Raw genomic sequence first — 21,679 nt, forward strand, 5'->3', positions numbered from 1 at the left:
TGAGATAAAAAAATATGGTTCATTTACCTAAAAATAAGCAACTTGTTCAAGAACGACAAAAAGTAATTCTGATTGTATTTTTGATATACATTCTACCAATTTTACTTGTATTTTTAGAAGTAATTCCCTTTTCCTGGCGGTTTTATGTGCTAATTTTGGCCGCTATAGTCGTAGTAGCGATCGCCTATTTATACCGATTTTCTCCTGTAGAATTAGGATTTACAAATAATAACTTAAAAAAATCTTTGACAGCGATCGCTTTACCAACATTAATCTTTACTGCGTTCATGTTTATTTATTATTTAACTCATGGATCACGGTTAGATAACTCAGCATATCAATGGCTATTTTACCTTTTCTTTGTGGGTGTATCTTCTCCCATCCAAGAGTTTTTATATCGGGGGTTTTTATTTGCTATTTTTAAGAGAGCAAAATTTGCAACTTGGGTACAAATTATACTCTCTAGCTTACTTTACAGTTTTGTACATCTGATTTATAAAGATATACCGACGCTGGTATTTACATTAATTATAGGTATAATTTGGGGCTGGAACTACGCAAAGTTTCGTAATTTATATAGTATCATTATTAGTCATTCCTTACTGGGAGCGATCGCTATTCTGGTGGGTTTAGTATAGGTGAGGACTTACGCAAAACAGAATGAAAGTAACCGTGCCAAAATTTCCTTCTGTGACAATATCTAGAAAACTGGTTTCTTCACGAAACTTGTTTTCTGGACTTCTGGCGAATCACCTGAATCAGTAAACAGTTGTTAGCCTTTCGGTAACTGATTCAAGCGATCGCGTTTGCGTCTAGTTGTTATAATTCAAAAACAGGCTATAATGGCAATATGGGAAGCTTTCTGTAAGTACAATGACAAAAAATGGAGTTACACAGATTGTTCTATTTTAGTTATGGGTCATCGCTTACAAATATTTAAGGTATTCGCTTTTGATGATCATATTCGTCAAATGGCAGGATTAGGAATTGTTGGTGTCCCATAAACTAATAAAAATACGATTGATGAACGTCGTCAGATCGCTTTCTCTCAATCACCCCCTAAAATGAAGATAAATCCAGGATAAAAAATAAAGTAAGGATTCAAGGTGAGGTGATAAGATACCCAACTTCTGTAATTGATTCAATATTGCTTAAAATAAAAACAACGGCAACGAATAGTAAAAGTTATTAATAATAATTGCTGGAGGAAAAATGAGTTTAGTAATTTCTGAAGAAATTGTGAAAGCAAGTGGTTTATCAGAGGACGAATTTTTACAGCAAATTGTCATTATGTTATTTCAACAAGACAAAATCAGTTTGGGAAAAGCTAGTGAGTTGTTGGCAATAAGTCAACTCAAGTTTCAACGTTTGATAGCTGAACGGGGAATATCCATTCACTATGACGTAGCTGAGTTTCAGGAGGATATTCAACATCTGCAACAAAAGGGTTGGTTATGATTGTTGTTAGTGATACTTCTCCTTTAAGCAGTCTAGCTATTGTTGGTTGTTTGTCACTTTTGCGAGAAATTTACACTATAGTCATCATTCCTCAAGCAGTTGCAGAAGAATTAACAAATTCAAGCAATGAAGATAGCCGTATTTCATCTGTACTTTCTCTAGAATGGGTTGAAATTCAACAGACAAGTAATTTAGAATTTGTAGAACTTTTACGAAGTAAACAAAACCTAGATCGTGGTGAAGCAGAAGCTATTACTCTTGCGCTGGAATTGAATGCAAATGAATTATTAATTGATGAACGTTTGGGGAGACGAGAAGCTACTCGTTTAGGATTATCAATTACGGGAGTGTTAGGTCTTCTGTTAATTGCTAAACATAGAGGATTAATTCACGCAGTTAAACCGGTGATAAATGATTTAATTTCCCAGGCAAGTTTTCGGGTAAGTAATCAACTTTACCAAGAGGTTTTATGTGCTGCGAATGAGTTAAATGAATAGTTTCTGATATTGAGGTTGTGGTGCGATCGCTCTTCTTAGAGGATGTTTGAAAAGTCCCTCATGATGTATCAAAAATTTTAGATCCCCCTAAATCCCCCTTGAAAAGGGGGACTTTAATTCTATTTCCCCCCTTATTAAGGGGGGTTAGGGGGGATCTGCAAGTGTATAAAGTCACCATCTAAAACTTTTCAAACAACCTCTGTTTGTATAACATCTGGTTGAACTGTTTTCAGTGTTTGACTATCTTTGATGGTAACTTTCATGGCAAATATCCAGAACTAATGCGTTTTTAAGCACTCGTCGCCAATTGAATATCTTTTTCAATACTACGAATAACAAAATTAGATAAGTTTCTATGTCGAGGAACTGGAGTAGGTTTGTTTAATTTAGGATGCTGCCAAACCTCATGATTACCACCTTCTCTAACCTTGTAAAATCCAATATCAACCATTTTTCTGATAATTTTATTTTTTGATTCATCTGAAAATTCAATAATTGATTTGGTATCAATGATATTTTTAACAGTATCTTCAAAATTCAATATAGCATCATTAAATTCATCTTTATATGCCTCACCTATCTCCTCTAAAATACGGGCTATACTTTTAGTTGCTCTAAATGTTTGTATTGACTTGATTTTTCTAGGATAATTTTTTATGTGGTGTGATTCGTTTAATTTACTTTTGATCCTTTCTAATAATTTATCTATGGGTATATTTTTCCCATTTTTAACTAAATCTTGAGTAGCCATAGTGATTGACCAATAAAGTGATTTAACATATTCAGTGATATTTTCATCAGACGAATTTGGCATTATTTTAATTAAAGTTTGACTATCTAAATTAGACCAAACTAATATAACCGGAAATCGGTCTGAAGGAATTTGAAAACAAGACGCTGCAATTTCTGCCGCTCGATGGTGATGATGTCCAAGACTAAAGAGTACAGATAACCATTCGTCACTATCTCTCATATATTCTTCAACATCATCAACTCCTAATTCCACAAGAAAGTTATGTATTCTATTTTTGGCTGGCTCAACTATATCCATAATATGTTTACTATTAAGAATTAAAAAATTATGGTTGGGAGCATAGGGAAAATAAATATTATGTATTTTTCCACTTTTTTCATGTAGCCAAGTTATTAAATAAGCATCTTCCTGTCTTAATAATAAATCCCATTGATCATTATTTTTATTATGCAAAATTAGTGATGAAGACATATTAGGATAACTCCTCATTTGAGGAATAAAACCCGGTACTGCAAAATACGAAAAATCTGGAATAGGAAACATAAGATACCCCAATATAAGTTTATTAATCTCCCAATAATACCTTAATCGCTTTTAACGCCTGACTATGCTTCCCGTTACTAATCTTAGCAAACCAATAATGGGATTCTTCATAACTTATAGCTTTTATTCCTTGGGCAATATTAGCAATTCTTTCTGGTTTAGAAAGTGGTTGAATCGTCTGAAATAAAAAAGCTAAATTTATGCCTGTTTCCTCAGTTAAAACATAAGGACTTTGGCGATTATGACTTAATGTTTTTGGATCATAATTATTTGCTTTTAAATAATCATAAGCTGTTGTGCATTTAATTTGTATAAGTGGAACAGGCATCTTGCCTGTTGCACAAGAGCTCATAATATTATGATTATACAATTTAGCTGTGTAACAGCTTATTTAAGTATAATTTTTATTACAACACAACTTTGCTGCAATTGGAGTATTGCAACAATTCTAAAAAAAAGTCCGCAGGTGCGGACTATGGACATTGGATAAGGTTAAGTTGTCACCAAGAGAGCCTACAAGATGTTAGACTTACTTTGTATTTTTGCTGCAAAAATATGAAAAATCAATACTCTAACTGTAAGTCTTGAGACATAATAGCAGTAATTATGTCTGAGAAATAACACATTTTCTAGTTTATGTAGTTGCTAAGAATTTAATCTTGACATAAGAGTGCATTTAAACATCAAAAACTTGAGACAAAATTCCTGTAATTTTGTCTGTAATTGTGTGGTCATTCAGGAGTGAAGATTGAGGAGTAAAGATGTTGAAAATATTGGTTAAGTTAAAAAGCTGACTGCTGAGTAGTAAGATGATAAAAAACCCCATAAGTCATGACTTATGAGGTCTAAAGATTTTTAGGCACAGTTGAGGGCAATACCAGGATGATCATCAGTGAGAGTAGGTCATGTCTCTGCTGATAAAACCGTGGCAAAGTTTGCTCGTGTCTGCAACTTGTAACCTAAAAGCCCACAGGTCAATTACTGGAATACTCTACCAAACATAATCAAAGATATGTAGCCAAATTGGCTTTTTTTAACCTGTGGGTGCTAATAATTATGAGGAAGACTTAACTATTTGGGGTATACCAACTAACTGGTATAGCTTATCTTCAAATTTTTGGCTACATACTGACCAATCAAACTCTAAGATAGAAGGACGAGCTTGTGCGGATAATTGGGCTTTGAGTTCAGGATTTTGCAGTATTGCAATTATCTTCTCGGCGAAATCTTGGGCGTTGTTGGGTTGAGCTAGAAAACCATTATAACCAACTGTTACTTGTTCAGTGGTTGAGGGAGCCATAGCGGCGACTACAGGAGTTCCTGATGCTAAAGCTTCGTTATTTGTAGTGCAGAAGTTTTCCGTTACTGAAGGGTTAATAAAAACATCTGCTCTAGCAAACCATCCTAAAAGTTCAGTACCGTGGGACTCACCCCACAGCGTTACACCGTGGAGGAATTTTTGAGCGCGACGACGAATTTCTTGATCTAATGGACCGCTACCAACGATGACTAAATGGACATCAGGAATTTGAGCAGCTATCAAGGGATAAGCATCTAAAAGTTGTGTGACATTTTTCTCGGCAGTGATGCGTCCTACAAATAAAATTGTAGGTCTTTTATCGTTAGGAATTGGATCATAACAGATGTTGCGGGGATGGAATTTTTCACAGTTAATTCCTTGATAGGGGACGTATTCACCGCGTAGACATTCTAGTTTTTGGTACTTGGAAAGTTGTTCCCTAGAAGAAAATATATTGAGGGTGTAAGCATTACTAAATTGCTTAACTAATAATGGAATTATGGGACGCATCAATCCGAATAGGAAATCACCTAAATAATATCGGATATAGGCAACGATATCGGTATGAAAAACGGAGATGATGGGTGTTTTAGTACGTTTCGCATAATCAACTCCTACAGGTCTGCCATAACCTTGCAGAAAAACTGAATATAGCCCTCTCATTTGGGCTGCTTCTTCAACTACAATGATATCAGGTTGAAACTTTTCTAGTAATTGAGTATCGCTCCAATGACGATAGTTTAGAGGTTGGGGCAGAGATTTATAGAATATTAGCGGTTCTGTGGGAAAAGCATAGGAGGAAAAGTTGGCAAAAGATTCTAGTTCTTCTAGTCCTGCCATTGGACGTTTCCCAACTTGTTTACTGAACTTATTATTGATTTGTGGGTGAATAAGAAAAACTTCGTGTCCTTGTTCAAGTAACCAATGGACGCGCTGATGTACAGCAACGGATACTCCTGTTAAGAAAGGAGAATATAAGCCAGTAAATAAGGCAATGCGGAGGGTTTGTTTTGTCATTTTTGTTTCAATGATTTTAGTGCTGGTTTCAGGATTTACGCAGCAACTATCATGAAACTTTTGGTTTTTGCGCTGATAATTAATAAAATTCCCAATTATAATTCCCAATCAAATTACAGACAAGCTTCTGAATTTCTATCAAGAGTATGACTAGAGAGAAATTTTCGGATCAATTGGTTGATCTAACCATTGATAAGGATGATATTCAACTAAGCGAATATGCCAGGGACTTTGAATTTTATAGGTAAGTCCTCGCCATGTCACTGTTGACATCCCCAGAGAAGATAACATTGCTAAACCATAAACCCATTGTGTTAAAGGAATAGCAATGAACATTTTGAGGATGTTGGTGAGTGAAATTTCTGGAATTGGTTGTCCTTGAGAGCGAATTATTTCTTGTACTCCTAGTTCCATGACTAGCATTAACAAGAGTAATCCAATTGTGTAGATGCTATAGGATTTAAATAAGGAAAATGCTGTATTCCATTCTGTGGCTAAAAACAATCCTAAAGCTAAGAACAGGGTGAGGGTAGGAAAGAGAATACTGGAAACTGCATCACTGACTAATGCTAACCAATTGGGGTGATAAAGTCGAGAACAAAGTATTAAGCGTTGGAGAGATGGAAATAAAGTAGATAAATTGCTTTCTTCTCGGTTTACCATTAACAGAGAAGGGACAAATTTAATTTTCCATCCGTGTTTTTTGATGACTTTGTGTAGGAGCATATCGTCACCAAATGCTTCTCCCCATTTTTCCAGTATTTCTGTTTGTTGGAGGAGTTGTTTTTTAATTGCTAAACTCCCACCCCAAGGAACTTGAAAGAGGAACATTTGCACGACAGTAGAAACGTTACCAGCGTAGCGTATTAAAGAACCCCAATATTTTCCTGTGGGTACATACCAACGGTTTCCTGTTGTTATTCCCACTTTTTCATCGGTGAGGGGACTAACTAATTCTCTTAACCAATTTTTGTGGACGATGGTATCAGCATCTACTAAGGCAATTACTTGGTAAGAGTCATCTAAATCGGAAACTGCTTGTACTAAAGAACTGCATTTGAGACTACAATTATGACGTACTGTTCTGAGGGTGCTAATTTGGAAATTAGTGGCTTTAGTTTCAGCGATGACTTCTTTGGCAATTTTAAAAGCTGGATCTTCTGGACTATCAATGATCAGCTTTAAATCGTACTCTGGGTAGTTTTGATTTAAGAGCGATCGCACACAATTAGGTAAAAATGGATCAGCACCTCGTAAACAAAGAATTACTGCCGTTTTTGGTAGTTGGTTATCTGATAAAAATGGTTGTTTATAGGTTCGCAAATACCATAAAAATATTAGCATTAAACATACCTGAATTACCAGCCAACCTATCAAAGAATTAGACAGAAATGCGGTCAAATCTTTCATTAGTCATTAGTCATGGGGAATAGGGAATAGGGAATAGGGAATAGGTAATAGGTAATTGGTAATAGGTAATTGGTAATTGGTAATTGGTAATGGGGAGGTAAATAACCCAATCACCAATCACCAGTCACCAGTCACCAGTCACAAATCACCAATTACTTATGGATCAAGGGAATATTTCATGTTGATGTTAATGGTGGTATTTTTAGTCATTTTAAAACTGGCTTGTTTAAATTTTGGTGTACCAGTTTGGATAGAGACAATGGGATTTCTGGAAATACCAAAACCTTCTGTGGGAATACCAAAAAAGTCTTTATTGAGTTTGCGATCGCCATTTTGATCATCAACTACTGCTACTGCATAAGTTCCTGGTTTTAAACCAGAAAATACTTTTTTCACAGAACTACCAGTAATTTTAGTGCAGCCACTTTGAACTTCACTAGAACTACTCATAGGAAAGCCTTTTTCAGAGTTATAAATTCGGAAACAAATTTCACCTGTTTTGTTACTTATTCCATTCACGACTACAGTTAATGCCGTGGTAGTTTGTGCATGGGCAGTGTTAGCACAACTGAAACTTAAAACAGTCGCCAGCAATAGATAAGAAAGGCGAGATATTTTTAACATAAGCTGTGAGATATAGCCTGTAGATTAATTGCTTAAATATTCATTAGCCAAACTTAAATTACTCTTGGTTTTGGTTCTTGGGGAACGCAAAATTTTAGCAGCCATCCACAAATCTTTAAGTAATAAAGATTCTGTTCCAGATAGCTTTTTAACAATAATCAAATAACACAATATTTGCTCATATAAATTCAGTGAACTTTGACTGACTGAAAGTAAATATTCTTTGAGAATGCGCCAATGGGGAAATAAAAGTTTGCCTTTGTTACCTGAATCAAACCAAATTGAATACTCATAGAAATCTGGTAACATATCTAATGAATATTGAGGATCTTTCTGAGTAAAAGACAGGTAACTTGGAAAAAACATACTCAAAGATTGTTGGGGATGAATCCTGGCAAAAAATAAGTATTCGGGAATTTCATAAAACTGGCCAACTGTACCAAGTCTTAATAATAAAATTCCATCTGCATTGCCATAACCACCCATAGGAGTGATTTTTTGTAAGGAACTTTTGCGAATGACTCCATACATTTGATAACAGAGATGTTTAGTGAGTAATTCTTCAAATCTGATCTGTGTTTTTTCTGAGTTAGTATTGAGTTTAATTTCATAGTTTTGGAAAAAATTACCCTGTTCATCAATCAGATATGTGTGGGAATGGCATAAGATATAATGTGGATTTTCCTCAAGTACCTGTATACATTTACTGAGAAAATCAGGAGCGTGTAAATCGTCGTAAGCTGCCCATTTAAAGTATTCACTATTCGATAATTCAAAAACGCGGTTAAAATTACAAGCGCAACCGATATTAGTAGGATTACGATAGTAACGAATGCGATGATCTTGTGCAGCGTAATTTCTACAAATTTCTTCAGTATTATCTGTGGAAGCGTTATCTGAAATAATTAACTCAAAATCACTAAATGTCTGATTTAGCAGAGAATCTAGAGACTGTTTTATAAATTTTTCGCCGTTGTATACAGGTAATCCAATACTTAATTTTGCTTGAGGTTTATACATACGCCATTCCCGACAAAAATATATTACTGAGTAAGCATTCAGCCGTCAGTTATCAGCTATGTAAATGAAAGATTGAAATAAAAAGAATCAAAAGAAATAGATGTAGATAACATTCCTGAACTAAAAACGCCTGAATCCTGGCTATGGGCTGATTACTGATAGCTGAATACTTACATTACTGATTACTTATTTCATCAATTTTTGGATGTCGGTTTTTTGTAACCATTGATGAGTACGTTTCATGCCTTCTTCTAAATCAACTTTGGGTTTATAGTTTAATAAACTTGTAGCTTTAGCAATAGAATAAGCATAAGGACGACTCATAAAGTCTACTGACTCTGGGAGGATATCAGCTTTTTTGCGAAATAGTTTTTGTCCTTGGTTACGCACTTTAAGAAACAATTTCATTTCTTCCTTAGGCAAGGACATGGGAGCAGGTAAACCTTCCATTGCTGCGAGGTGAATAAAATATTCTTTCCAAGAAGTTTTTTCACCATCTGTAATATTAAATATTTCGCCATAAGCTTCTTTTTCTATTGCTAAAAAGATGGCATCAATTAAGTTATCAACATAAAGATGATTCATCACACCTTTACCATCATTGGCATAGGCAAATAATTTTTGACGCATCATTAATACTGGGCGCACTATCCAAGGAATACTACCCGGACCATAAACATCTCCAGCGCGAATTATGATAACTCCAAAATCTGGGGATGAGTTAAGTTTTAAAACTTCTGTTTCTGCTTCAATTTTAGTTTGACAATAGGGGTTATTATCACTAGATAATGTTCCTATTTCGGCAATATTATCGCTATAGTTAAAGCCATAAACTAAGACAGTGGAAAGATGAACAAATGTTTTCACACCTGCTTGTTTAGCAGCTTTAGCTATGTTGACAGTACCTCCTACATTAATTTCTCGAAAACTTTTAATGTCTCCTGCTTCTTCTGCTAGTTGGGCAGTGTGTAAAATAATGTCTACTCCCTGACAAGCTTTTTGGGCTATTTTATCGTCAGTGATGCTACCAACAATAATTTCTACTCCTAAGTTTTGGAGGTTTTTATCCTGTACTTGAGAAGTTTGTAAACCTTTGACTTTCATGCCTTGAGATATTGCTAATTCTGCTGCACGAGAGCCAATAAATTCGTCAGTGCCGGTAATGAGAATGGTTTTGTTTTTGATGTCCATAGTATTGATTAGTGAATATTCTGAGTTAATTTATTGACGATTTAGAAAATATCTGCTGGATCTGCGGAGCGCAGTTTATTAATTGCTAATGCGCCGGAAGTGATGCAAATCAAAACTGTAGAGGTAAGAACAAGTATGGCATTATTAGAAGTCATCACGATGGGTAATTTAGTTGCTTCCATAGCAAAATCATATAAAGCAACTGAAATAATAAATCCTGGGAAATAAGCTAGTAAAGCTAGAATGAGTGCCTGTTGAAAAACTACATTTAATAAATAGCCATTGGCATAACCGATAGCTTTTAAGGTGGCGTAGGCAATAAATTGGGTAGCAATATTGCTATAAAGAATTTGATAAACAATGACTACGCCAACGACAGAAGCCATTGTCAACATTAAGTTTAAAATAAAGCCAATGGGTGTTCTAGAAGCCCAATATTCTTTTTCAAAATCAATGAATTGTTGACGGGTGAAAATCTGGACATCATTAGGTATATTGTCCCGCAAGTTTTTTAACACTTCCTGGGGATCAACACCTGGTTTCAGTTTAACAATACCTACATCTATTTTTTCTGATGGACGTACAAGGGGATTGATTTTTACAAAAGTTGAGTCACTGACAATTAAATTGCCATCGACACCAAAGGAGGGACCTAAACTAAATAAACCCCCTACTCTGACTCGATAACCTTGCAAGGCATCAAATGCGAAAATTTCTATTTTTTGTTCTGTATTTCCTCTCTCAAAATTTTTGGCTATGGGACCAAATTCAGGGCGTGAGGATCTGTCAAATAACATGACATCAGGAATTTTGAGTTTATCTAAATTCTCCTGCACTTCGGGAATATTCATCACTGGTCTACCGGGGTCAAAACCAATGACATAAATAGAATATTTCTCGCCTGTTTCTGGATTTTTTAGCTTTGCAAATTGCAAATACATCGGGCTAACTGATTCTACACCATTAAACCCTAATGTTTGATATAAACGATTGCGATTAAAACTTTGATTTGAGGTCAAAGATTTGTATTGAGAACTAACTAAAAATAAGTCTCCTTTGAGATTTTGATGTACTGCTGTAGCACTAGAATAAAGTGCATCTTGGAAACCAAGTTGAATAAACATCAGCAGCACAATAAAGGCTATTCCGGCTACAGCGACAACAAAACGGAGTTTTTGCTGGGCTAACTGTAGCCATGCTAAAGGTATTTTGATGGTCATATATTTTGTTTTTAGTTATTAGTCATTAGTCATTAGTTAATTCTACCCAATCACCAATCACCAGTCACCAGTCACCAATCACCTACTAATGACTAAATCTGAATAGCAACGTCTACCTGCAAGTTAGTTAAACGAGATACTTTTTGGCTGTCTGCTGGTTGATCAATGGCGATTTTTACTTCGACAATTCTGCGATCTGTATCTGAGTTGGGGTTAAGACTAAAGATGCTTTGTTTGTCAATTTGCCAGCCAATTTCTTTGACTGTTCCCTGTAGTTTTCCTGAAAATGCAGCACTGGTAAGATTAGCTTTTTGTCCAACTCTCACTTTTTGAATATCTGTTTGATAAACTTCAGCAATGACATTCATTTCTGAGGTTTTACCAAGTTCTGCAAAACCAGAAGTTGCTATTACTTCGCCGTTTTTGGCATGAATTTTTAATACTCTGCCATCTATGGGGGATTTGATGTAAGTTAATTCGTGATCTGCTTTGGCTTGTTGAACGGCAGTTTCTGCACTTTTAACTTCACTTTCTGCTAATGCCACATCTACACTACGTACTTCTTTGATGCTGTTGAGTTTGGCAGTTGCTTCTTGAATTTGATCTTGTAAGGTGTTTTTGGTTCTTTGCAGTGTCGCTTTTGCTTCTGTTAATTGTTGTTGGGCTGTTTTTAGTTGTAAAGTTTTGGCATCAGCAATGGAAGCAGAAATTGCGCCATCTTTGTATAATTTCTGATAGCGATCGCTCTCTTTTTGAGCATTTTCTACTTCAGCTTGAATGCGGTTAATTGTCGCGTTTTGTACTGCAATTTCACCTTTTAATTGTGATTCTAACCGAGTAATTGTTGCTTTTTGAGCGTTAATATCTCCGGGTTTTGCTCCAGCTTTTACCTGTGCTAGTTTAGATTTAGCAACTAATAATTTATCAAAAGCTTGTTTGATTGCAGTTTTTGAACGTTCATAGTTTTCTAAATAAGCTAATGTTTGTCCTGCTGTTACTTCATCCCCTTCTGCTACTAATAGTTTTTCTACACGCACACCGTTGATGGAATTAGGAGCAGATAAATAAGTAATTTCCCCTTGGGGTTGTAGTCTTCCTAAAGCAGTGACAGCAAATTTTACAGGAGTGGGTTGAGGGGATGGGTTTTCAGTAGCGGGAAGTGGAGAATTAGATTTTCCCCTTAATTGAGAAAAACTGTAGAAAGATCCTAAACCAGCAGTTAACGCAGTTGCAACTACTAGAATAATTTTCCACTGCTTGGTAGCTTTTTTTAATAGTTGGCTTTCTTTATTTACTGCCATATTTTTATTCCCGTTATTTTTGCTCAGGTATAGTTTTAATAGCGCAAATTACCTAAAATAACTTATCCTTTATAATCTGACGTTTAGCTAATGGATAAGTCGCATTACTTGTGTGTATGAATTGTTGTGATAGTTTATAGCAATCTTTACAGGTAACAAGATAAACAGGAAAATCAACAGTGATTGAACTCGGTGATTTAGCTTGCAATTATCATCAGTTTTATCTTTAATTAGCCTTTGATAAAGTAGCGAGAAATACAAGATAGCTAACTAAAAATTTTGTGTTTCCGATAGAACGATTTTCCAGAGAAGTAAATCAAGAAATCTGTAAAAGTTCAATCTAATTCTGCCAAAAAAAATGAATTTTGTCAACAAAGTAAATGGACTTATTTGTTATTGTTACTGAAAATAACTCAAATAATATATTTTCTTGAAAACATGACATAAGAGGTTTATGAATCAACTGTGACATCTGTAGTTTTGTGATCAAATAACGATTGATGTTGTCAAAATATAAAGATTCCATCACAAGTTGCTCCTGTGGTCTTAATACGATTAATTACAGCTACTAAATTAAGATTTGCTTTATAAATAACCAATTTGAGTAACAAACTGAGTTATCTTATAAATTCATCAAATACCACAGCCTAATTATCATGTTTCTCTGAGAAAAAGATATTTATGTTCAAATCAATAATGTGTCTATTTAATGATTTGTTACTGACAAGACAGTTGCTCTAAAATTCATGATAATGCCAGCGTAAATGACAAGAACACACCTAAAACAAAACTTTTATTGTGCAAATTCAAGTAAGGTGCTATACTATGATACCGATAGAATATTGAAAAGTGAGTTCATGAGCCAAAAATATTTTTCAAAACTTACTTTCTGTGAACTATTCTATTTTTTCAAATTGTGTTATTCTTTGTATTAATTCAATAATGAAAAGCAGCAAGTCAATTATTCAATTAGTTGCAAGTAAAAAGGAAAAAATACCTTAACGAAGGCAGGAGGCAGTGGTTCGACACTTCGAGCGCGCTCAGTGCATCGCTTCGCTCTCCAACCGGAGGCAGGAGGCAGGAGACCGTTTTTGTAACGGGGATTTATATGCCGCTCCAATAAATTTTCGCCTTAAAAAGCGAAGTTTTAGACCCGATTGTTTCGATAAACAAACTCTGTTCTTATCTCGATAAAACCGTTTAAGTATTTTTTCACATTGTATGGATTTAGAGTCAAGGTGATGTTATTTCTGTAACGAGTTTGGCAGCTTTTATTGGTTGAATGTCATAAAATATATTAACTTATTTTGCTAATCACTGGTAATTTAATGCTCACAAAGATGCTGACATCATATCTACTGTGATTAGACAATTAACCAATTTACTAACCAATTAGTAACCAAACAAGTTCAGAAAATTTTACCAGTTTCTACAATATCCTGAGTTCTTTGGATTGAGTTTTCTAAATCCTGCTGTCTTTTCTCACACACGCCAGTTTTTACTGATAATGTCTCTAAACAAACAAGAAAAGGAAAGACAACATTGTATAGTATCGTTTCAGGTTTATAGTGTTAGCCAATTACATCAAAACACCAAAGAATCCAATTATTAAAATGGGAAATCAAGGCAGTATTTACCGTGTGGTGTTAATGGATGAAAATGCCTGATTTCTTACACAGCTAAATCAAGAAATACTGGTAAGAAAAAAATGGGTCTATGATTTGTAAGCCACAGACGTTTCCGTAAATTCTGTTGCTCAACAATTAACAATCCTCAAAATTACTCTATGCCATGATGTCTGCTGATTCAATTAATACTGCCTTGGCAGAGTTAGAGAGCCTTATTAACAGTTGTGAAAAGGATTTGATTAGGTTTATAGAGGAAAGAAAAATGAAGTCAGAAAATCAAATGTCAACTCACAAAATTAACAGACAATTGCAACAAAATCCTATTGCTATTGTGGGGATGGCTTCTCTATTGCCACAAGCTAGAAACCTAAGACAATACTGGTCAAATATTGTTAATAAAGCTGACTGTATTACTGATGTTCCTGAAACCCATTGGAGCGTCAAAGATTACTACGATCCTAACCCCAGAACTCCAGAAGATAAAACCTATTGTAAACGTGGTGGTTTTCTTCCTGAAGTTGATTTTAACCCGATGGAATTTGGGATTCCTCCCAGCATTTTAGAAGTTACTGATGTCTCGCAACTATTAAGTTTAGTAGTTGCTAAAGAAGCAATGGAAGATGCTGGTTATGGTGAATCTCGTGATTTTAACCGGGAGAATGTGGGGGTTATTTTAGGTGTGGCAATGGCTAAACAATTGGGTATGCCATTATCAGCCAGATTAGAATATCCTGTGTGGGAAAAAGTTCTTAAAAGTAGCGGTTTATCTGACGAAGATACTCAGAAAATAGTCGAAAAAATTAAGAGTGCTTACGTTAAATGGGATGAAAACGCATTCCCTGGAATGTTAGCAAATGTTGTGGCTGGACGTATTGCCAACCGTCTCAATTTTGGCGGTATGAATTGTGTAGTTGATGCTGCTTGTGCTAGTTCCTTTGGTGCTTTAAAAATGTCCATTAGTGAACTGGTAGAACATCGCAGCGATATGATGTTAACCGGTGGTGTGGATACCGATAACACCATCATGGCTTACATTTCTTTTAGCAAAACTCCGGCGGTTTCTCCTAGCGAAAATGTCAAACCTTTTGATGCAAAATCAGATGGGATGATGTTAGGTGAAGGTATCGCTATGTTAGTTCTCAAACGCTTAGAAGATGCCCAAAGAGATGGCGATAAAATCTATGCTGTAATTAAAGGTATTGGTACTTCTAGCGATGGTCGCTACAAGAGTATTTATGCACCACGAAAAGAAGGACAAGTTAAAGCCTTAGAACGTGCTTATAATGATGCTGGTTTTTCGCCGGCAACTGTGGGTTTAATGGAAGCTCACGGTACGGGAACAATGGCGGGAGATCCTACAGAATTTGCCTCTTTACACAGTTTCTTTAGTCAATATGATAACAAGAAACAGCATATTGCTTTAGGTAGTGTAAAATCCCAAATTGGACATACAAAAGCCGCCGCAGGTGCAGCAAGTTTAGTGAAAACTGCCCTAGCTTTACACCACAAGATTTTACCACCAACTATCAATATTACTGAACCAAATCCGAAGCTTGATATTGAAAATTCTTCATTTTATTTAAACACTGAAACTAGACCTTGGATACGTGCAGCAGGTGAAGATCCAAGACGTGCGGGTGTCAGTTCCTTTGGTTTTGGTGGCACTAATTATCACGTAGTTTTGGAAGAATATCAAGGGGAGCAACAAGAGGCTTATCGTTTACATAATGTGGCAAGTGAAATGTTATTATTTGCTACCAATCCTAGTGAATTAATCAATAAGTTAGAAGCAACTTTTAATAACTTGCAATCTAGCGATGGTGATAGATATTATTCACAATTGGTTCTCGAATCTCAATCTCTAAGTATTCCTAAGACTGCGGCGAGAATTGGTTTTGTAGCCGAGAATAAAGCAGAGGCTTGTAAGTTACTCAAAGTTAGTATTGACTTACTGAAAAATAAACAATCTGCAACTTCTTGGGAACATCCACAGGGTATTTATTACCGTGCTTCTGGGATAGAATTAGCTGGAAAAGTTGTGGCTTTATTCTCTGGTCAAGGTTCTCAATACCTAGAAATGGGTAGAGAGGTGGTGATGAATTTCCCAACTTTAAGAAGGTTGTATGGGTTGATGGATGGGTTGTTAAATAAAGATAATTTGCAGCCTATTTCGGAAGTTGTTTTCCCTCATCCAACTTTTAATGAAGCGGAGAAAAACGAGCAAATTGCAGCTTTACAAAGAACAGAATATGCACAGCCGGCAATTGGTGTTTTTAGTGCTGGTTTGTATTCTATTTTCCAACAAGCTGGGTTTCAATCTGATTTTACCGCCGGTCATAGTTTTGGTGAATTAACCGCTTTGTGGGCTGCGGGAGTGTTGAGTGAAGAAGATTATTTGTACTTGGTTAAGTCTAGAGGTCAAGCGATGGCTGCACCGAAAGATCCTGATCATGATGCAGGTAGTATGTTAGCGGTGAAAGAAGATATCAGCAAAGTTGAAGCAGTGCTGAAGAACTTCCCGAAAATTGCGATCGCTAATTTCAATTCTCCCACTCAAATTGTTTTAGCTGGTCCTACTGCGGAAATTCAGAAAATTCACGAGAAGTTTCAAGAGTTAGGATATGGTGCTGTTCCTTTGCCAGTATCCGCCGCGTTCCACACACCTTTAATTGCCTTTGCTCAAAAATCCTTTGCCATTGCAACAAAATCTGTATCCTTCCAAAATCCCAAAGTTCCTGTTTTCAGTAACGTTACTGGTAAACAATATCCTCAAGAACCATCCGCCATTCAAAGAGTATTAGAAAGTCATCTTTCTAGCTCAGTTCACTTCAAACAAGAGATAGAAAATATCTATGCTGCCGGTGGTTATTGCTTCGTAGAATTTGGACCAAAACGCATTCTTACCAACTTGGTAAAAGATATTTTGGGTGAGCGTCCACATATTACTATATCTCTCAATCCTAGCACCCAGAAAAATAGCGATCGCTCTCTCAGAGAAGCAGCAGTACAACTGCGTGTAATTGGTATGACTTTAGGTAATCTTGACCCCTACCAACTACCAGAAACATTACCCACCAAAGAAACCAAAAAAGCCTTAAACGTTAAATTAAGAGGCATTAACTACGTTTCCGATAAAACCAAAAATGCCTTTACCGAAGCACTTAATGATGGTTTCAAAATTCAAGGAGTGCAAGAAATTAAAGAATCTCGGAATTTAGAAGAATCTAAGATTTTAGAAGTTAAAAATTCTGCAACTTCTATAACTCCTGTAACTTCTGTAACTTCTTTCAGCAACGGAAACGGAAATGGTAACGGTAACGGTAACGGCAACAAGAAAACACCAGTAATTACTTCTTTGCAAACAGTTTCTCAGATGAATCCTGCTACACCTGTAAATTTAAATCCAGCCACCAAAGAACAATTATCTAAAGTGCCTTATGCGCTGGCAGAGAGTCTAGGAGGGAATATGGAAACACCAGATAAAAACACCAACTTTCAACAGGTTTTGGAAAGTTTAGAAAACCTCCTCAACCAGTTTCAAAATAATCAAAGTGATAACTTAGAAATTCACGGCACATATTTAAATCATCAAATGGAATATGCGAAAACATTTTTCCAATTGATGCAGCAACAAAACGCCCTGTTAATGAACAGTCAAGCTGCCGAAACTGCCCAAATTAAACAATCAATCATGGAAAGTTTCGAGCGCAGCATGGTGCAATTTCACAACCAACAAGCCGAAACTCTCCGCATCCATGAACAATATTTGCGGGAACAAGTAGAATACACCAAAAACTTCTTCCAGCTTATTCAACAAGAATATTCATTACTAATTGACGCTACAGAAACCGCACCTGTCATTCCCCCACAATTTACAGAAACACACACCCAAAGTCTACGGGAATTTATCCCCCAAAACCCAGAACCAACTATTACAGAAACAGTTGTTACTCCTGTTAACAAAATAGTAGAAACTCCTGAACCAGTAATAGAACCTATAACTCAAACTGCACCTGTAATAGAACAAGTTCCCATTACAAAAATTGCTGAACCTGTAATAGAAAATAAACCCGAACCAGTTGCACCTGTAGCATTAATTTCTGAGCCAACAAAACCCGCAGTTAATATTGATGAACTAGGTAAAAATCTCCTAGCAATTACTAGCGAAAAAACAGGTTATCCCATCGAAATGTTAGAATTTGACATGGACATGGAAGCCGACCTGGGAATTGACTCCATCAAACGGGTAGAAATCTTAGGAGGATTGCAAGAATTATATCCTGATTTACCCAAACCAAACTTAGAAGAACTGGCAGAAAAACGCACCATTGGGCAAATAGTTGAATATCTAGGAAAACAGGTTACGGTTAACAGTTCAGAAGTAAAAAATGAGGTAAAAGGTGACAGTTTACAGGTGATAGAAGAGGTGACAGGTTACAGGTTACAGGTGACAGAAATAGAGGAAGTAAAACAAGATTTAGTCATTATTCCCCAGTCCCCAGTCCCCAGTACCAAACACCCGGATATAGCCGAAACCCTGTTAAGAATTACCAGTGAAAAAACAGGCTATCCAGTAGAAATGTTAGAACTAGACATGGACATGGAAGCCGACCTGGGAATTGACTCCATCAAACGGGTAGAAATATTAGGAGGAATGCAAGAAGCGTACCCCGATTTACCCAAACCAAACATCGAAGAATTAGGCGACCTGCGAACAATTGGACAGATAGTTAACTACCTCCAAAAACTGGTGGCAGGTGAAAAAAAAAAGCTTGATTCTTACCAGATAGAAACACAAACAGAAACAATAAAAAAAGTGGTGGACTTAACCCCACCACTACCAGCAGACCCAAATTTACCTCGTCGTCCAGCCAAACTCAAAACATTACCCAGACCTGATTTTTGGGAATATAAACTCCCAGAAGGACACATTGGATTAATCACAGATGACGGTTCTTTAACTACAACAAAATTAGCCCACGCGCTAATAGAAAAAGGTTGGAAAGTAGTAGTTTTGAGTTTCCCCCAATCAATAGTTCCAGAACAGTCACCATTACCAGTAGGAGTTACCCGCCTCACCTTAGCAAACATGAGTGAAGAACACCTACAACTACTACTGCAAAGTATAACTATTCAACATGGAAAGATTGGGGCATTTATTCACCTACATCCACAATTCACAACCGCAAATCTCGGCTATTCAGAAACAGAAAAAGCGATTGTCAAACACATCTTTTTAATGGCAAAACATCTCAAACAATCGCTGACCACAGCCGCCGAATTAGAAGGAAGAGTTAGCTTTTGTACAGTTGCCCATCTTGACGGTGCATTTGGATTAGACTACACAGAAAACTTCGGAATTATCGGCGCAGGATTATTTGGATTAACCAAGAGTTTGAGATGGGAATGGCCAAAAGTCTTCTTGAGAGCAATTGATTTACATCCCAACTTAGACCCACATCAATCAGCAGAATATATTGTGGGAGAATTGTACGATTCTAACCGATATATTGGTGAAGTTGGTTATAGCTCAAAGGGAAGAGTAACGCTTGTAGCTGAAGCCGAATAACCTGCAAGGTGGGCAATGCCCACCACACAAAGAAATTGTGTTTCGCGCAAAGGCACAAAGGAGCAAAGACGCAAAGGTAAATATTACTTATTTCCTAAGTACCTCTATTCTTCTTTCTCTTCTTCCTCTCTTCCTTCGTGTCCTTTGCGCCCTTCGTGGTTCAATAAATCTTCTCTTTGCGCCTTTGCGTCTTTGCGTGAGAAAAAAATAAATTTATTCATCAACACAGAATCAATTATAAAGTTGAATTATGACAGCAACACTTCAAGTTAGCCCATCATCTGTATTTGTTGTCAGTGGTGGAGCAAAGGGAATCACTGCACAATGCACAATTAAATTAGCCCAAAATCAACCTTGTAAATTCATTCTTTTAGGTCGTTCAGAAATTACAGAAGAACCAGATTATACCCGTGATTGTTTAGAAGAACCAGCTTTGAAAAAACGCATCATGGAAAATTTGATTTCTCAAGGTAAGAAACCAACACCCATGATGGTACAAAAGATATTTAATCAAATTACTTCCAGCAGAGAAATTAAAAAGACTTTAGCCGCAATTGAAGCAGCAGGGGGAAAGGCTGAATATATCAGCGTTGATGTGACTGATACAGTAGCATTACAAGAAAAACTTAATACTGTTGCTCAAAAGTTTGGGCAAATTACAGGTATTATTCACGGTGCTGGAAATTTAGCAGATAAGTTAATTGAAAAGAAAACATCTGAGGATTTTGAAAAAGTTTATACTGCCAAAGTTCAAGGTTTACAAAATTTACTCAATTGCATTCATCCTGAACAATTACAGCATTTAGTTTTGTTTTCTTCCGTGACTGGTTTTTATGGGAATATTGGTCAAAGTGATTATGCTATAGCTAACGAAATTCTCAACAAATCAGCCCACCAATTTAAAAAACATTATCCCCAAACTCATGTAGTCGCAATTAACTGGGGTGGTTGGGATAGTGGGATGGTGACACCACAATTGAAAAAAGCATTTGCTGAACGTGGAATTGATATTATTCCCGTAGAAATCGGTACACAAATGTTAGTTAATGAACTCCATCCCGCCTTTCAAAATCAATCCCAGGTGGTGATTGGTAGTCCCATGAATTTACCACCCACACCCCTAGAAAGCGAACTAAAAAGTTATCGTCTCCGCAGACGGATGACATTAGCAGAAAATCCCTTTTTATATGATCATACCATTGCCGGGGTGCAAGTATTACCAGCTACCTGTGCCATGTCTTGGATGATTCATGCTTGTGAAGAAATTTATCCAGGTTATCGCTACTTAAATTGCAAAGAATTTAAAGTCTTAAAGGGAATATCCTTTAATTCCACCCTCGCAGATGAATACATTTTAGAAATTCAAGAACTATCAAAAGCTGATGGTGAATTTATAGAATTTCAAACCAAAATATTGAGTAAAAATGCTCAAGGTAAAACCCATTTTCATTTCTCTGCTATCATCAGAGTAGTGGGTAAAATGCCAGAAGCGCCAATCTATGAAGCAATGAATCTCACAGAAGATAACATCATTACCACTATAGGTAAAGAATTTTATCAAAATGGCGATTCATCCTTATTTCATGGACCAGCTTTCCAGGAAATTACCAGGGTATTAAATGTTAACCCTAATAAAATTACCGTCGAGTGTTGCTGGCAAGAAATATCTGAACAAGCACAAGGACAATTTCCCGTTAAATGGCATAATCCCTATACCACAGATATCAGTACCCAATCACTTTGGATATGGTTAAACCACTTTCATCAAGAAGTATGTTTACCAGGACAATTAACGTATTCAGAACAATTTTTAGCAGTACCTTGTAATTTACCATTTTATGTTTCCTGCGAAGTAGAAAATAAAACAGATACAGGAGTAACAGCCAACTTTATCTTACACAGTCGAGAAGGAAAAATATACTCCCGCATTTTAGGAGCAAAAGCAGTCATTTGGCCGATGAAAATGTTAAGTAAGAAATAGATAGATAAAGAAATTGTAGGTTGGGTTAAGCGACAGCGCAACCCAACAACATCAACAAAATGTTGGTTTTTCTCATGTTGGGTTTCCTTACGTCAACCCAACCTACAATTAAAACTTTGAACCACGTTTGGGGGAATCGCGTAAATCCTTAGAAACTTGGGAAAAG

The 21,679-nt window shown here is 36.2% G+C and carries 14 protein-coding genes and 1 pseudogene; 6 read left to right on the plus strand and 9 right to left on the minus strand.

What is annotated here, in order from left to right; all coding sequences use genetic code 11:
• Positions 1–14: 14 nt before the first annotated feature.
• The 4 genes from H6F47_RS02625 to H6F47_RS02640 all read left to right on the plus strand — a co-directional run bounded on the left by H6F47_RS02625 (position 15) and on the right by H6F47_RS02640 (position 1,955).
• Positions 15–638, plus strand: coding sequence for a type II CAAX endopeptidase family protein (locus tag H6F47_RS02625; protein ID WP_190347959.1), 624 nt, complete (start codon positions 15–17; stop codon positions 636–638).
• A gap of 204 nt (positions 639–842) precedes the next feature.
• Positions 843–1,004: a hypothetical protein gene (locus H6F47_RS02630; RefSeq protein ID WP_236104039.1), complete on the plus strand. Its 162-nt coding sequence runs from the start codon at positions 843–845 to the stop codon at positions 1,002–1,004.
• A gap of 208 nt (positions 1,005–1,212) precedes the next feature.
• The gene (locus tag H6F47_RS02635) at positions 1,213–1,458 is read left to right on the plus strand and encodes a UPF0175 family protein (protein WP_190348804.1); all 246 of its coding nucleotides are present in this window, start codon (positions 1,213–1,215) and stop codon (positions 1,456–1,458) included.
• Entirely contained in the window at positions 1,455–1,955 is a 501-nt protein-coding gene (locus tag H6F47_RS02640) for a DUF3368 domain-containing protein (RefSeq protein WP_190647541.1), read from the plus strand. The genes H6F47_RS02635 and H6F47_RS02640 overlap by 4 nt, the downstream gene beginning before the upstream one ends.
• 289 nt (positions 1,956–2,244) lie before the next feature.
• On the opposite strand, the gene H6F47_RS02645 is transcribed toward H6F47_RS02640, so the two are convergent.
• The 9 genes and pseudogenes from H6F47_RS02645 to H6F47_RS02685 form a co-directional block, all read right to left on the minus strand.
• Positions 2,245–3,252: a type II toxin-antitoxin system HicA family toxin gene (locus H6F47_RS02645; RefSeq protein ID WP_190647543.1), complete on the minus strand. Its 1,008-nt coding sequence runs from the start codon at positions 3,250–3,252 to the stop codon at positions 2,245–2,247.
• A gap of 22 nt (positions 3,253–3,274) precedes the next feature.
• Positions 3,275–3,541 (minus strand): annotated as a pseudogene (locus H6F47_RS02650) (hypothetical protein); the annotation flags it as partial.
• A 765-nt stretch (positions 3,542–4,306) separates the two neighbouring features.
• Entirely contained in the window at positions 4,307–5,569 is a 1,263-nt protein-coding gene (locus H6F47_RS02655; protein ID WP_190348333.1) for a glycosyltransferase, read from the minus strand.
• Between the two features lie 150 nt (positions 5,570–5,719).
• Positions 5,720–6,979: a glycosyltransferase family 2 protein gene (locus tag H6F47_RS02660; RefSeq protein ID WP_137666570.1), complete on the minus strand. Its 1,260-nt coding sequence runs from the start codon at positions 6,977–6,979 to the stop codon at positions 5,720–5,722.
• A 156-nt stretch (positions 6,980–7,135) separates the two neighbouring features.
• Positions 7,136–7,603, minus strand: a complete 468-nt coding sequence (locus H6F47_RS02665) for a DUF2141 domain-containing protein (RefSeq protein WP_137666569.1) — start codon at positions 7,601–7,603, stop codon at positions 7,136–7,138.
• 24 nt (positions 7,604–7,627) lie between these two features.
• On the minus strand, positions 7,628–8,623 hold the full coding sequence (locus tag H6F47_RS02670) for a glycosyltransferase family 2 protein (protein ID WP_190647545.1): 996 nt from the start codon (positions 8,621–8,623) through the stop codon (positions 7,628–7,630).
• A 186-nt stretch (positions 8,624–8,809) separates the two neighbouring features.
• Positions 8,810–9,814 (minus strand): NAD-dependent epimerase/dehydratase family protein, encoded by a 1,005-nt coding sequence (locus H6F47_RS02675; RefSeq protein WP_096572235.1) that lies wholly within the window; start codon positions 9,812–9,814, stop codon positions 8,810–8,812.
• Between the two features lie 41 nt (positions 9,815–9,855).
• Complete coding sequence (gene devC / locus H6F47_RS02680) at positions 9,856–11,034, minus strand: ABC transporter permease DevC (protein WP_190647547.1); 1,179 nt, start codon at positions 11,032–11,034, stop codon at positions 9,856–9,858.
• Between the two features lie 92 nt (positions 11,035–11,126).
• Positions 11,127–12,335 (minus strand): ABC exporter membrane fusion protein, encoded by a 1,209-nt coding sequence (locus tag H6F47_RS02685; RefSeq protein ID WP_137666566.1) that lies wholly within the window; start codon positions 12,333–12,335, stop codon positions 11,127–11,129.
• Positions 12,336–14,129: 1,794 nt separating this feature from the next.
• Between H6F47_RS02685 and H6F47_RS02690 the strand changes: the two genes are divergently transcribed.
• On the plus strand, positions 14,130–19,532 hold the full coding sequence (locus H6F47_RS02690; protein ID WP_190647565.1) for a type I polyketide synthase: 5,403 nt from the start codon (positions 14,130–14,132) through the stop codon (positions 19,530–19,532).
• A 250-nt stretch (positions 19,533–19,782) separates the two neighbouring features.
• Positions 19,783–21,513 carry an SDR family NAD(P)-dependent oxidoreductase gene (locus H6F47_RS02695; RefSeq protein ID WP_137666565.1) on the plus strand — a complete coding sequence of 577 codons (1,731 nt, stop codon included), beginning with the start codon at positions 19,783–19,785 and terminating at the stop codon, positions 21,511–21,513.
• Positions 21,514–21,679: the final 166 nt, after the last annotated feature.

Origin of the sequence: Sphaerospermopsis sp. FACHB-1094, from assembly GCF_014696195.1 — a bacterium.
GTDB lineage: Bacteria > Cyanobacteriota > Cyanobacteriia > Cyanobacteriales > Nostocaceae > Sphaerospermopsis > Sphaerospermopsis kisseleviana.

What these genes read in the sequence shown, in the direction of transcription:
- H6F47_RS02625 (WP_190347959.1), top strand. Translation starts at nt 15, where the DNA reads ATGGTTCATTTACCTAAAAATAAGCAACTTGTTCAAGAACGACAAAAA.
- H6F47_RS02630 (WP_236104039.1), top strand. Translation starts at nt 843, where the DNA reads ATGGCAATATGGGAAGCTTTCTGTAAGTACAATGACAAAAAATGGAGT.
- H6F47_RS02635 (WP_190348804.1), top strand. Translation starts at nt 1,213, where the DNA reads ATGAGTTTAGTAATTTCTGAAGAAATTGTGAAAGCAAGTGGTTTATCA.
- H6F47_RS02640 (WP_190647541.1), top strand. Translation starts at nt 1,455, where the DNA reads ATGATTGTTGTTAGTGATACTTCTCCTTTAAGCAGTCTAGCTATTGTT.
- H6F47_RS02645 (WP_190647543.1), bottom strand. Translation starts at nt 3,252, where the DNA reads ATGTTTCCTATTCCAGATTTTTCGTATTTTGCAGTACCGGGTTTTATT.
- H6F47_RS02655 (WP_190348333.1), bottom strand. Translation starts at nt 5,569, where the DNA reads ATGACAAAACAAACCCTCCGCATTGCCTTATTTACTGGCTTATATTCT.
- H6F47_RS02660 (WP_137666570.1), bottom strand. Translation starts at nt 6,979, where the DNA reads ATGAAAGATTTGACCGCATTTCTGTCTAATTCTTTGATAGGTTGGCTG.
- H6F47_RS02665 (WP_137666569.1), bottom strand. Translation starts at nt 7,603, where the DNA reads ATGTTAAAAATATCTCGCCTTTCTTATCTATTGCTGGCGACTGTTTTA.
- H6F47_RS02670 (WP_190647545.1), bottom strand. Translation starts at nt 8,623, where the DNA reads ATGTATAAACCTCAAGCAAAATTAAGTATTGGATTACCTGTATACAAC.
- H6F47_RS02675 (WP_096572235.1), bottom strand. Translation starts at nt 9,814, where the DNA reads ATGGACATCAAAAACAAAACCATTCTCATTACCGGCACTGACGAATTT.
- devC (WP_190647547.1), bottom strand. Translation starts at nt 11,034, where the DNA reads ATGACCATCAAAATACCTTTAGCATGGCTACAGTTAGCCCAGCAAAAA.
- H6F47_RS02685 (WP_137666566.1), bottom strand. Translation starts at nt 12,335, where the DNA reads ATGGCAGTAAATAAAGAAAGCCAACTATTAAAAAAAGCTACCAAGCAG.
- H6F47_RS02690 (WP_190647565.1), top strand. Translation starts at nt 14,130, where the DNA reads ATGTCTGCTGATTCAATTAATACTGCCTTGGCAGAGTTAGAGAGCCTT.
- H6F47_RS02695 (WP_137666565.1), top strand. Translation starts at nt 19,783, where the DNA reads ATGACAGCAACACTTCAAGTTAGCCCATCATCTGTATTTGTTGTCAGT.